The 12,631-nt window shown below is 52.1% G+C and carries 10 protein-coding genes and 2 pseudogenes; 8 read left to right on the top strand and 4 right to left on the bottom strand.

All coding sequences use genetic code 11. From position 1 onward, the window contains the following. Positions 1 to 63: 63 nt before the first annotated feature. Both CXB77_RS12670 and CXB77_RS12665 read right to left on the bottom strand, forming a co-directional pair. Positions 64 to 636 (bottom strand): HAD-IA family hydrolase, encoded by a 573-nt coding sequence (locus CXB77_RS12670; protein WP_347338134.1) that lies wholly within the window; start codon positions 634 to 636, stop codon positions 64 to 66. A gap of 14 nt (positions 637 to 650) precedes the next feature. Further along, the gene (locus CXB77_RS12665; protein ID WP_431520729.1) at positions 651 to 1,691 is read right to left on the bottom strand and encodes an RluA family pseudouridine synthase; all 1,041 of its coding nucleotides are present in this window, start codon (positions 1,689 to 1,691) and stop codon (positions 651 to 653) included. A gap of 681 nt (positions 1,692 to 2,372) precedes the next feature. On the opposite strand from CXB77_RS12665, the gene rne reads away from it, so the two are divergent. Further along, positions 2,373 to 5,120, top strand: a complete 2,748-nt coding sequence (gene rne, locus CXB77_RS12655; protein WP_146108816.1) for a ribonuclease E — start codon at positions 2,373 to 2,375, stop codon at positions 5,118 to 5,120. Positions 5,121 to 5,167: 47 nt separating this feature from the next. Here rne and CXB77_RS12650 read toward each other — a convergent pair whose 3' ends face one another. Further along, positions 5,168 to 6,442: an HlyC/CorC family transporter gene (locus tag CXB77_RS12650; protein ID WP_105074205.1), complete on the bottom strand. Its 1,275-nt coding sequence runs from the start codon at positions 6,440 to 6,442 to the stop codon at positions 5,168 to 5,170. A 120-nt stretch (positions 6,443 to 6,562) separates the two neighbouring features. On the opposite strand from CXB77_RS12650, the gene CXB77_RS12645 reads away from it, so the two are divergent. After that, positions 6,563 to 7,471 carry a recombination-associated protein RdgC gene (locus CXB77_RS12645; RefSeq protein WP_105074204.1) on the top strand — a complete coding sequence of 303 codons (909 nt, stop codon included), beginning with the start codon at positions 6,563 to 6,565 and terminating at the stop codon, positions 7,469 to 7,471. Between the two features lie 62 nt (positions 7,472 to 7,533). On the opposite strand, the pseudogene CXB77_RS12640 reads toward CXB77_RS12645, so the two are convergent. Beyond that, positions 7,534 to 8,027 (bottom strand): annotated as a pseudogene (locus CXB77_RS12640) (carbonic anhydrase). A 262-nt stretch (positions 8,028 to 8,289) separates the two neighbouring features. On the opposite strand from CXB77_RS12640, the gene proC reads away from it, so the two are divergent. From proC to CXB77_RS12615, 6 genes and pseudogenes are all read left to right on the top strand, one after another. Beyond that, positions 8,290 to 9,117: a pyrroline-5-carboxylate reductase gene (gene proC / locus CXB77_RS12635; protein WP_105074203.1), complete on the top strand. Its 828-nt coding sequence runs from the start codon at positions 8,290 to 8,292 to the stop codon at positions 9,115 to 9,117. Positions 9,118 to 9,152: 35 nt separating this feature from the next. Next, entirely contained in the window at positions 9,153 to 10,292 is a 1,140-nt protein-coding gene (locus CXB77_RS12630; RefSeq protein ID WP_105074202.1) for a phosphoribosyltransferase domain-containing protein, read from the top strand. Then, positions 10,289 to 10,723: pseudogene (locus CXB77_RS23140) on the top strand (tellurite resistance TerB family protein); the annotation flags it as partial. The gene CXB77_RS12630 and the pseudogene CXB77_RS23140, both read left to right, overlap by 4 nt. A gap of 66 nt (positions 10,724 to 10,789) precedes the next feature. Next, positions 10,790 to 11,365 carry a TerD family protein gene (locus tag CXB77_RS19805; protein ID WP_172452724.1) on the top strand — a complete coding sequence of 192 codons (576 nt, stop codon included), beginning with the start codon at positions 10,790 to 10,792 and terminating at the stop codon, positions 11,363 to 11,365. 31 nt (positions 11,366 to 11,396) lie between these two features. Next, positions 11,397 to 11,852, top strand: coding sequence for a tellurite resistance TerB family protein (locus tag CXB77_RS12620; protein WP_105074200.1), 456 nt, complete (start codon positions 11,397 to 11,399; stop codon positions 11,850 to 11,852). A 2-nt stretch (positions 11,853 to 11,854) separates the two neighbouring features. After that, entirely contained in the window at positions 11,855 to 12,610 is a 756-nt protein-coding gene (locus CXB77_RS12615; protein ID WP_105074199.1) for a haloacid dehalogenase, read from the top strand. The last annotated feature ends 21 nt before the right edge of the window (positions 12,611 to 12,631 follow it).

Below are 12,631 nucleotides of genomic sequence, written 5' to 3'. Positions count from 1 at the left end.
GGGATTGAAACTGATTTAACCACGCCGGAATTGCGTTGACATTGTCAAAACATGCCAGCGGATTCAATGCCAATAACCGCTCGGCAGAATGTACACCGCAGCACACCGCCACGCTGCCGTGCCCGCATTATTTGCCATCTGTAAATCGTATTCAGTATCGCCAACCATTAACGTTGCTGACGGAGATACGCCGAGTTCATTCATCACTTCAAAGAGCATTTGCGGATTGGGTTTAGAATGGGTTTCATCAGCGCAGCGGGTGGCATGAAAAAATCCTGTTAAACCGCTTTCAGTCAACGATTGATTTAGTCCAATGCGACTTTTGCCCGTCGCCACTGCGAGCAAATAATCCTGCGCTGCGAGCTGGGTGAGCGTGTCGCGCACGCCGTCAAATAGTAAAGAACGGGTTTGATTAGTCACCAGAAAATGCTGGCGATAACCGTCACTGACTGCTTGCCGCAGCGCCTGATCCGCTGTTGGCATCAGCCGCTGCATCGCTTCCTGCAAACCCAGCCCAATGACGTCGCGGGCATCTGCCGGACTCGGCTCCGGTACGCCAAGATCACGAAATGCCGCTTGTAAACAGGTGACGATTCGCGTTTCGGAATCCATCAGCGTGCCGTCCCAGTCAAACACAATCAGCTCAAAACTCACGCGCAAGCCCCCAGTACAGTTAAAAGTTGTTCCAATTCAATCGGTAATGGCGTTTCGACGCGCAGCGGTTGCGTCATGGCTTCCAAGCGAATTTGTACACTTGCTGCGTGTAAAAACAACCGCGTCAAGCCTGCTGTTTTAAGCATTCGATTGGCTGCGTCATCGCCATATTTCACATCGCCAGCCAGCGGTGCGCCCAGATGGGCGGCATGAACGCGAATCTGATGGGTGCGCCCAGTGATGAGTTGTACCTCCACCAGCGTGAACGTTTGACCGTTAAACGTGAATCGCCGCACCCGCCGAAACCGTGACCGCGCTGGTTTACCGTCGCGTTCATCGACCTTGACCAAGCGTTCGCCGCTGCTTAACACGTTCTTTTTTAACGGCGCATCGACGGTGATTTCTGCCTGCGCCAGCTCACCCACCAGCAACGCCAAATAGCGTTTATCCAGCTTGCTGTCGCGCATCAACTGGTGCAGTTCGCGCAACGTGCTGCGGCGCTTGCTGATAATGATGCAGCCGGAAGTGTCGCGGTCGAGCCGATGCACCAGTTCCAACTCGTGACCGGGGCGCAGTTGGCGCAGCGATTCAATCAAACCGTAACTCAGCCCGCTGCCACCGTGCACCGCTAAACCAGACGGTTTATCAATGATTAACAGGCGCTCATCTTCGTAGCGCACTGCTTGATCGAGCTGCGCTAACTGGGTTGCCGGAACGCGACCGGGCGCGGCGGGCGGCGTGAGATGCAGCGGCGGAATTCGCACCACATCGCCGCAGCGCAAACGATAATCAGCTTTGATGCGACCTTTGTTAACCCGCACTTCGCCGCGCCGCAACACGCGATAAAGATGGCTGCGCGGCACATTTTTGAGAATGCGTAATAGAAAATTGTCGATCCGCTGCCCGTCAGTTTCGGCATCGACCGTCACCAGTTGCACGGCGCTGGGCGCGGCAGGTGGCGGGGGCAATTGGGGATGCGCAGGGCTGGCGCGACGCGGTGCGACGGTGGTCTTAAACGAATTCTGTCGTAGATTCAAGGGGATTTGACCCTAGCCAAGTGGCTTAATTGCTGCTATTAAAGTTCACTGATACCATTGATAAGGTGCACTGACCAGTAGAATCTCTGGTTTTTCTGGGGTGGCACCCGCAATCCAAATTCGGTATTACGCACCGCTCATGCCGCGTCAATCTGATATTGATAATTATACAAAACGCTGATCTTTCAAAGAAAAATATCTATTAGCGTTTTGTTTAATTCAATTGCGTTTCTGGACATCGGTATCACCTGATTTCCTCAATTTGAATACCGGCATCGGTGATTGACGCTTGTCGTCATGTTTGCAACATCAGATGCGCTTGCGTTAACACGACTGATGCGTTGCAGATTCTACACCTAGCGATTTCTTCTGCGGTGTGCGCTGACCGACCAGCACAATTGCTGTCGATGTGCGCCACACCTTGATCGTCGGTTAACTCCCACGCTGGAGTTAAACCACCAATCGCGGATTCGCAATTGAATCCGTCAATGTTTGTTTATGTGCGCGTGCCCGTTGGTGTGCCTCCACGCGAATGGCCCAACGGACAGTGCCGATGCCTTTAGGCTCTAAACCATATAGAGCCGACTGGCGACGCGCCGAGTCGTCCGCAACCATCATCTGCGGGGCTTGTGGCGAGGCGCCCAACCACGGGTCACGCGCCGTGGTGAGAGAAAGAACAACATGAAAAGAATGCTCATTAACGCGACGCAACCCGAAGAGTTGCGCGTGGCGACCGTTGACGGTCAGCTCCTCTACAATCTCGACATTGAATCGCCCGGTCGGGAACAGAAAAAAGCCAACATTTACAAGGGTATCATCACTCGCGTTGAACCCAGTTTAGAAGCAGCGTTTGTCGAATATGGCGCAGATCGTCACGGCTTTTTGCCACTGAAAGAAATCGCTCGCGGTTATTTTGAGCCAGAAACCACGAAATCCGGCGCTCGGGTCAGCATCAAGGATTCGGTGCGCGAAGGGCGCGAGGTCGTGATTCAAATCGACAAGGAAGAGCGCGGCAATAAAGGCGCAGCGTTGACGACCTTCATTTCGCTGGCGGGGCGCTATCTGGTGCTGATGCCAAATAATCCCCGCGCTGGTGGCGTGTCGCGGCGCATTGAAGGGCAGGATCGCAACGAACTGCGCGAAGCGATGAGCCAGCTCGTGATTCCTGAAGACATGGGGCTGATCGTGCGCACTGCCGGCGTCGGCAAAAATGTTGAGGAATTACAGTGGGATTTGGATTATCTGCTGCATCTGTGGACTGCGATTGAAACCTCCAGCCAGAGCCGCAAAGCGCCGTTTCTGATCTATCAGGAAAGCGATGTCATCATCCGCTCGATCCGCGATTATCTCCGCGCCGACATCGGCGAAATCGTGATTGATGATGCCGAAGTGTATTCCCGCGCTGAGAATTTCATTCGTCAGGTCATGCCGCAGAATCTCAAAAAGCTGCGGCTGTATGACGACGAAGTGCCGCTGTTCACGCGCTATCAGATTGAAAGCCAAATCGAAACTGCGTTTCAACGCGAAGTGCGGCTGCCGTCTGGCGGCTCCATCGTGATCGACCACACCGAGGCGCTGACCTCCATCGACATCAATTCAGCGCGTTCCACTCGCGGCGCAGACATCGAAGAAACCGCGCTGAATACCAATCTCGAAGCCTCTGATGAAATCGCCCGTCAACTGCGGCTGCGCGATCTCGGCGGTTTATTTGTGATTGATTTCATCGACATGACACCGTTGAAAAATCAGCGGGCGGTGGAAGATCGGCTGCGCGATGCGCTGAAACAAGATCGGGCGCGAGTGCAAGTAGCACGAATTTCGCGTTTCGGTCTGCTCGAAATGTCGCGCCAGCGGTTGCGTCCGTCGCTCGGCGAATCGAGCCAGCAGGTGTGCCCGCGCTGCAAAGGTCAAGGCACGATTCGTGGCGTGGAATCGCTGGCGCTGTCAATTCTGCGCATCGTTGAAGAAGAAGCGATGAAAGACAGCACCGAACGAGTAATCGCGCAGCTGCCGGTCAGCGTGGCGACTTTCCTGCTCAACGAAAAACGCCGCGCCATTCTCGACATCGAACTGCGCCAAAACACCGAAGTGCTGCTGCTGCCGAATGAGCATCTGCACACGCCGGATTATCGAATTGAGCGGGTGCGGGTGCAGGATGCCAGCAAAACTCCTGAGCCGTTGCCGTCCAGTTACGCGCTCACTGCGTACTCGGAACCGACCGTGACACCGTACGCCAAGCTCGAAACCAAAGTGGGTCAGCCGTCACGCAGTGAGGAACCGACGGTGAAACAGGCAGCGCCCAGTGTTCCGACGCCGCAGTTCCCAGCCTCATCGTTGCAGCGTGGCGAGCCAGAAAGTTTGCTCAAACGCATCTGGACGGGGTTGTTTATGCCACGCATTCCAGACAGCAGTCCCGCGCCGCTGCCGACCGATACGCATTCGCCATTGGTCGCGCCAGCCCGAATTCAGCCGCAAAGCGCAGATCGTGATCCGCAGCCGCAACGTCCGCGCTCCGGTGGTGCAAATCGCAGCGAACGCACTCCACAAAGTCGCCCCAATGCGCCCCGCGATGAGCGGAATCGCAACAATAATCGCGGACGCAATGAGCCAATGGCGTTGGAAAGCGGTAGCAGTGAAACAGAGCCTCGGCGTTTCCGTGAAGAACGTGAGCCATCTGAAAGTGACGCTGCGCCAGAATCGCGCCAGCAGCGTCGCCCGCGTCCACCGCGTGAGCCGCGCCCGGAGCGGGTGAAAGCGGTTGAACAGCAACCACTGCGTTCGGTTGCGCCGGCAAATGATCCTCCGGCAAAGCAAGAGATGTCTGAAGTTGCGGTAATCGCAAATCCCGCAGCAGAAAGCGGGCAACGCTGGTGGGAATCCTCGGCAGAACAATCCAATGATGACAATGTGCTCAATCCGTTAACGGAAGCTGCGCCAGCGCCATCCGCATTATCTGAGCTTGGCGAACGGCTCGACAGTGACGAGCTGGAATCCGCTGATGGTGAAGTAGACGATGATGGCAATGACGTCACTGATGCAACGGCAGCCAATCCAGCGCGGTCACGTTCGGCACGGCGGCGGCGCGGTGGACGTAATCGGCGGCGTAGTCCAGTGAATGCGGATGGAACCGTCAACACAGACAGTGATGAAGGTGCAGTTGCCGAGCACGATGAAGCTGCCGCGTTGGAATTGAGCGATGCGCCGCATTCCGAACTTGTTGTACGTCATCACCATTTACATTCTGCTGCGCCAGAACGCAGTGATGCCGTAACCGAAGCGCCAGCAACACCAATGGTCGTCGCGCCTGAACCGCCACCTGCGCCGCAAGTTTTGCTGCCTGCACCTGCGCCAATTGCACCGCCGGTTGAACCTGCGCCGCGCCCGGTCATTATTTTGCGTGATGAATCGGAACGGACACCGGACGCTTGATTGAAAACCAACCTCGCCCAGTGTGGGCGTGGTTCATCGCAACCCATTCAACGCTTGCCGAACCGCCCGGCGCGTTGAATGACCTTGACGGTTTTCACGCCAGACTCGGTGGTTTGGATAATTTCCAGTGGATGCGCGTGTAGCAGCAAACTGGTTCCCGGCTCGGGAATCGTTTCTAAATACTCTAAAATCAAGCCGTTGAGCGTTTTGGGGCCATCGGTCGGCAATTCCCAGCGCAGCGCCCGATTGAGATCGCGTAAGCCGATGCTGCAATCAATCAGCAAACTGCCGTCCTCGGCGCGGTGGATTTCTTCAAGACTGTCATAAGGATCAGTGGTGAATTCGCCGACGATTTCCTCCAACAAATCGGTCAGCGTAATCAAACCGAGAAAATCGCCGTATTCGTCCACCACCAGCGCCACGCGCCGTTTTAGTCGCTGAAAATTCAATAATTGTTGATACAGCGGCGTTCCTTCCGGCACAAAATAGGGTTCGCGGGCAATCTCGCGCAGACGGGCTTTATCCAGTCCTTTTTCGAGCAGCGCGTGAAGCGCATTTCGCGCATGAAATACGCCAATCACGTTATCGACGCTGCCATCGAAAAGCGGCATTCGGGTGTAACTGGTGTTGCGAATGGCTTGCAAAATCTCCTCTTCGCTGTCTTGGATGTCGATGCCTTCAACTTCGTGGCGTGGAATCATAATGTCCTCGACCGTTGCGTGTTCCAGATCGAGAATCGCCAGCAGCATGTCACGACTGCGTTCGGGAACCATCGCGCTGGATTCACTGACGACCGTGCGCAATTCCTCACGACTTAACGCGGTGGTGCTGCCATCGGCTGGCGCAACACCCATCAGCTGCAACAGACCATTCGTGATGAGATTGACCGCCCAAACAATTGGATAGAAGATTTTTAGGAGCAGGGTGTAAACATAAGCTGCGGGCAGCGCCAACCGTTCGGGATAGAGTGTGCCGTAGGTTTTCGGCGTGACTTCGCCAAACACTAAAACCACCAGCGTCAGAATACCGGCAGCAATGCCAATCGCCGCTTCACCGCCTAACTGCAACGCAATCACGGTTGCCAGCGCCGATGCCATCGTGTTGACAAAGTTGTTGCCGAGCAGAATGACGCCAATCAACCGATCTGGGCGCTCCAACAATTTACGAGCAAGCCGAGCGCCGTGATTGCCGTGATCGGCGAGATGACGCAGCCGATAACGATTCATCGTGAGCAACGCCGTTTCGGAACCGGAAAAAAACGCCGAGAGCACGATCAAGATAATGAGCGTGACGAATAAGCTAACGAGCGGAAGATCGTTCATTGCACACCGATGTTGAATAAAAACAGTATGATTTTAACGAAATCTGTTAACAAAAGATGTTGCGCTTGCAGTACATCATGCACTGAATAAATTTTCCGGCTTTTCAATTAAGGATCGACAATGTTCAAAAATGTACGTTTATTTCGTTTAGAAAATCCCTTTGCTTTGAATGCGTCAGCACTTGCTGAACGGTTGGCGACGCGGCAGTTTCGACCCTGCGGCCCGCTGGAAACCACCACGCTCGGCTGGGCAACACCGTTGGGCGATGACTCCACGGCACTGGTGACGGCAGTAAACGGTTGTTTGCTGCTGTGCGCCCGTAAACAGGAACGGTTGCTGCCGTCGTCAGCGATTGCGGAGGCACTCGATGAGCGGATTAGCGAACTGGAAACCAGCGAAGCGCGGGATGTCGGGCGGGCAGAGCGGCGGCGGCTGCGTGAGCAGGTTATCAGCGAAATGTTGCCCCGGGCGTTCACGCGCTCGCGTCGCACCCAGCTTTACATCGACACTGAATTGGGTTGGTTGATGGTGGATGCAGCGAGCGAAAAGCAAGCCGAGGATGTCGTCACGCTGCTGCGCGAAACGCTCGAATCGCTGCCAGCTCGGTTGCCAAATCCGCGTCAAGCGCCGTCGGCCGTAATGACCGATTGGCTGCTGGCAGACAGTGCGCCAGCGGATTTTATGGCGGGCGATGCTTGCGAATTGCGCGACGCAGATGATGACGCTGGCGTGGTGCGCTGTCGTGGTCAAGACCTTGGCAGCGAAGAGATTTTGAACCATTTACGCGCCCGTAAATTGGTGACAAAGCTGGCGCTGAATTGGAATGAACGACTGGATTTCGTGCTGGCGGATGATTTGTCGCTCAAACGGGTGCAAGTGACGGATGCGCTGCTGGATGAACTCAATGATGACGATGCAAAAGCAGATGCCGCAGCGCGGCTGGAAGCTGAATTTGCACTGTTTGCGTTGCAAATGCGGCAGTTAATCGCCCGTTTTGAAACGATATTTGGCTTATCCGACGCAGTCTGAGGCGATTGATTTCGTTGGCAGTTAACAGCAATTTTTTACTGAAAACTGCCAACTTTTTTCAACTAAAACGCATCAAAGAAATTCACTGCGCCGGTTTCCAGCGCATATTCCGCGCCGATAACTTGCAAACCGTGATCGGCAATGAACGCTTCGATCATCGCCGAACCATGCCGCAAATGATCGACTGAAGCGCGGACGTTGGCGCGAACTGCGGCGCGATGCAGCGCCAGCCGGTCGTGCCGCAAATCGGTATCGAGAAACCCAGCCACTGCTGGTTTCACGCGATCGACAATGGACGCGATGTTGCGTGATTCGCTGTCTTCGCCGTCCAACAGCGATTCAATGGTTGCCGTCACTGCGCCGCAGTGTGAATGACCGAGCACCACCACAAGGCGCGTGTGATAGCGCGAAACCGCAAATTCCACGCTGCCAACTGTGACGGCGCGACGATATTGCCAGCAACGCGAATCACAAATAAATCGCCAAGCCCTTGATCGAAAATAATTTCTGCGGGAACTCGCGCATCGGAACAGCCGAGAATCACCGCAAACGGCATCTGCCCAGCAAGTTGTTCCAGACGTTGATGATGATTGAGTTGCGCGTTAGTGGCGGTTTGATGGGTGGTAAAGCGGTGATTGCCGTCGCGCAATCGCGCCAGCGCCGTTGAGGCAGAAACAGGACTGTTCATCAATTCAGGTCAAAATAATGGAAGATGACCGTTATCCTAACTGGAAATTCGCTGCCTGAAACGCACCAGCCAACCACTGACCGCGCTATATTTACGTCTTATCTTGTTTCGTTTGATAGGGTTTTATCTGATGAGCACAGCCAGAATTGCATTTATCGGTGGCGGCAACATGGCCACCAGTTTGATCGCCGGATTGGTCGCCGACGGTCATTTGCTCTCCAGTATTCAAGTCGCTGATCCCAGTCAGGAACGGCGCGAATCGCTGCAAGCTAACTTCGGAGTACGCGCTTTTGCCAGCAACGCAGCGGCGCTGGCGGATGCCGAAACGCTGGTGCTGTGTGTGAAACCACAAATGGCGGCAGCGGTGTGTACCGAGATTGCAGCAGAGGTGCGCGAACATCAGCCGTTGATTATTTCAGTGATGGCTGGCGTTCCCGAACAGGCGCTGCAACGCTGGTTTGGTGCGCCATTGCCAGTGGTTCGTGCCATGCCCAACACGCCAGCGATGGTGCAAACCGGCGCGATTGGATTACACGCCAGCTCAGAAGTGAATGCCGAAGGACGCAATCATGCTGAGACGATTTTGCGTGCCGTCGGTTTGGTGCGCTGGGTGACAGATGAAGCGCAAATCGACGCAGTGACTGCCATTTCTGGTAGCGGTCCGGCGTATTTCTTTTTATTGATGGAAGCGTTAGAAGCAGCGGGAATTGCGCTGGGTTTGGATGCAGAAACAGCACGCTTATTAACGATTCAAACCGCATTGGGCGCAGCAAAAATGGCAATGGAAAGCTCGGCTCCGCCCGCACAACTGCGCGAGCAAGTCACCTCGCCGGGTGGAACGACTGAGCGGGCGCTGGTCGTGTTTCAAGATGCCGATTTTGTCAATCTGGTCGCACGGGCAACGCAGGCAGCGAATTCGCGGGCAGCGGAAATTTCACACACGTTATCTGGGCAATAAACTGAAATCTCGCAGGCGCAAAGTGACAAGTGATCATGCCGCAACGCATTGAATTAGCAACCGGAACGCTGCAAGTCGCGGTGCGCCAAGCGATGCTTCCACTTGCTGATTTATGCGGATTTGCTGCCCGCAATAACCGCAAACGCGGGTTTTTATTTGTCAGCAAAGTGCTCGGCAAACACTGGCCAACTGCGCCAACGCAAATGCGCCAAGTGCATGAATTATTAGCACAATCATTGCATTTGCGCACGAATGCGTGGCTGTGTGTGGCAATGGCAGAAACCGCAACCGGTTTGGGTCAAGGCGTATTCGAGGCACTATTAAAGCGATATTCAAACCCGGACGCATTATTTCTGCATTCAACTCGCTATCAAATAGCGGATTGGGCGCATTTACAATTTCAAGAACCACATTGTCACGCGCCCGATCAATTGCTTTATGAGCCACGCCAATTGCATCTACGCCAGCGATTTTATTCCGCTCGTGAATTAATTTTAATTGATGACGAAATCAGCACTGGTGCGACACTGTGCAATTTGGCGAATGCGTATCGCGCTCGCAATCCACAATTGGCACGGGTACATTTTGTCGCTTTAACTGATTTTAGTGGCGAACACAGCGCCGAACGCTTTTCCGCACAAATCGGTTTACCAGTAACAGTGAATGCACTATTGCACGGAGATTTTTCATTTATACCAAATTCCATAACCAATAATGAAATCGCTGCGCCAGCAGTGGGCAACAATCGCCGTAATCCAGCGCAACTTGCTATTCATCTCGGTCGTTTTGGAATTGATCGCCAACTTGAAATTCCCACCGCTGATTTGGAACAATTGAGTGCAGGATTGAATACTGGAGCGCGACTGCTGGTATTGGGCACTGGCGAATTCATGCACTTAGCTTTTCGTATTGGGCTGGCGCTAGAGGCAAAAGGATTTGCTGTAGTCGTGCAGGCAACGACGCGCTCACCGATTTTGCTTGGCGCTGATATTAAAAATCGTCTAATGTTTGGTGATAACTACGGTGAAGGAATTGCAAATTATTTGTATAACGTGAGTCCTGACGAATTTGTGCGTATTATCATTTGCCACGAAACACCTTCTGCTGATTTAAATGAATTGCGACAATCACTCGGCAGCTGCTGCATCACTTATCGCCCGGACAATTTGATATGAGCATTCAAGATTTTATCGGCACTCTACAGCAGAAAGCGACGGAATTAAAAAATGAGGCGCTGAAATTCAAAAATAAGGAATTTTTGAATGCCGCAATCAGTGGTTCAGTATTAATTGCAATGGCTGATGGCGTGGTTTCTTCGGAAGAAAAAAAGAAGATGCTGCGCTTTATTGAAAATTATGAAGCACTGTCCGTTTTTTCAAGTAGTGAACTGATCGTAGCTTTTCAAGATACGCTACATCAAATTGAATTCGACCAAGATATTGGTGAAGCCAAAGCCTATGCCGCAATTTACAAAATGAGGCATAATGAAAGCGCAGCCAGACTCATTATGCGGTTAATTATTGCAATTGCGGCTGCCGATGGTTATTTTGATGATAGTGAAAAGCATGTTGCGCGTAAAATTGCGCGAGAACTCGACTTAAATCTCGCGGATTTTGAATTGTCTGAACCTATAGATTCTAAAACACGTCCTTCTACTACAAAGGAGCATCCAATGGCAATTAGTTTGAATAAAGGCGGTAATGTTAATCTGAGTAAAGAGGCACCCAGCCTTGAAAATATACTGGTCGGATTGGGCTGGGATGCTCGCGCAACTGATGGACTGGCATTTGATCTCGATGCCAGCCTATTTATGGTAAAAGAGAACGGTAAAGTTCCGAATGATGCCTATTTTATCTTTTACAATCAAAGCACTTCGCCGGAAAGCTCTGTCGAACACACCGGCGATAATCTGAGTGGTTCAGGCGATGGTGACGATGAAACGATGCACATCACACTATCAAAAGTGCCAGCCGAGATTCAGCGATTGGTAATTGTCGTTACCATTCACGATGCTGATGTACGTCATCAGAACTTTGGACAGGTTGCCAATGCTTTTGTGCGTATTGTTAACCGCGACAATCAACAGGAAGTAGTGCGTTTCGATTTATCTGAAGATTATTCGACTGAGACCGCAATGATCTTTGGTGAGATTTACCGTCACAGCGGCGATTGGAAATTCAAAGCTGTCGGTCAGGGTTATGCTGGTGGATTGCGAGCGTTAGCACTGCAACACGGCGTAAATGTTTAATGATTAATGCAGAATTACAGGTGAAATAACCATGAGTTTTCAAGATTTTGTTAGCAATCTGAAGCAGAAAGCGACTGAACTGAAAAATGAGGCGCTGAAGTTCAAAAATAAGGATTTTTTGAATGCGGCAATCAGTGGTTCAGTGCTGATTTCAATGGCTGATGGCGTGGTTTCTTCGCAGGAAAAACAGAAGATGATGCGCTTCATTGAGAACTATGAGGCACTATCAGTCTTTTCCAGCAAGGAACTGATTGAAGCATTCCAGAACGCAATGAGCCAGATCGAGTTTGATAAGGATTTAGGTGAAGCCAAGGCGTATGAAGCAATTGGTAAGATGAAAAGCAATGCCGATGCGTCACGTCTTATTATGCGTCTCATTATTGCAATTGCCGCCGCCGATGGTAATTTCGACAATAGTGAAAAGCAGGTTGCACGCAAAATTGCGATGGAACTCGGCTTGAATCCGGCGGATTTTGAATTGGTCTAAAGATGCGGACACTGGTCTTTGTGGATTTGGATGACACCCTATTCCAAAGTCTCCAGAAATGTCCAATTGAAAACGCGCTGCATCCAGTTGCTTATTTGCGGGATCGCAGCGCCAATTCTTTTATGACTGCGAAACAGCGCATGTTATGGCAATTGCTTGATGACAATGCACTAATTATTCCCACCACCGCCCGCGACTATGATTCGTTATATCGTGTGAAGTTACCATTTCGCAGTTGGTGTATTCTCAATTACGGCGGCGTTATTTTAACTCCCGCTGGTGTTCCCGACCCGTATTGGCATCAACGTATGACCATTGCATCAGAAGCAGCAATTAGCGACCTCACTGCTGTGCTCATATTAATTAACACTGCTATTACTCGCTACGCATTAGCGGCGCATTCGCGATTGATTACTGATTTTAATTTGCCTTTTTATGTGGTGGTGAAATATCGTGCTGGACACATCGCCGACCTCGATCAATTACAGCAAATGGTAGTCACGCCTTGGCTTATGACGCACCATGATTATCAATTACATCGCAATGGCAATAATCTTGCCATTTTACCACGCAGTCTTGGCAAAGAACATGCGGTGCACTATCTTATTAAACAGCTTACTAACGAATGGGGCGAATTACTTACGATAGGCATCGGTGATAGCCTGATTGATGGTGCATTCATGGCTGAATGCGATTATTCAATAACGCCACGCGGCTCGCAATTATTTAAAGAAACATTGGGTCGGCAGTTGGTTTAGCTTCAGAAAACGTCGTTAAAA

Source organism: Chromatium okenii, from assembly GCF_002958735.1.
Lineage (GTDB): Bacteria > Pseudomonadota > Gammaproteobacteria > Chromatiales > Chromatiaceae > Chromatium > Chromatium okenii_A.
The sequence above is the reverse complement of the archived record's forward strand: the minus strand, read 5'-3'. Positions and strand labels throughout refer to the sequence as shown.

Excerpts from the sequence above, each read along its gene's own strand:
- CXB77_RS12620 (WP_105074200.1), top strand. The coding sequence starts at position 11,397 with ATGAGTTTTCAAGATTTTGTTAGCAATCTGAAGCAGAAAGCGACTGAA.
- CXB77_RS12650 (WP_105074205.1), bottom strand. The coding sequence starts at position 6,442 with ATGAACGATCTTCCGCTCGTTAGCTTATTCGTCACGCTCATTATCTTG.
- CXB77_RS19805 (WP_172452724.1), top strand. The coding sequence starts at position 10,790 with ATGGCAATTAGTTTGAATAAAGGCGGTAATGTTAATCTGAGTAAAGAG.
- proC (WP_105074203.1), top strand. The coding sequence starts at position 8,290 with ATGAGCACAGCCAGAATTGCATTTATCGGTGGCGGCAACATGGCCACC.
- CXB77_RS12615 (WP_105074199.1), top strand. The coding sequence starts at position 11,855 with ATGCGGACACTGGTCTTTGTGGATTTGGATGACACCCTATTCCAAAGT.
- CXB77_RS12630 (WP_105074202.1), top strand. The coding sequence starts at position 9,153 with ATGCCGCAACGCATTGAATTAGCAACCGGAACGCTGCAAGTCGCGGTG.
- rne (WP_146108816.1), top strand. The coding sequence starts at position 2,373 with ATGAAAAGAATGCTCATTAACGCGACGCAACCCGAAGAGTTGCGCGTG.
- CXB77_RS12645 (WP_105074204.1), top strand. The coding sequence starts at position 6,563 with ATGTTCAAAAATGTACGTTTATTTCGTTTAGAAAATCCCTTTGCTTTG.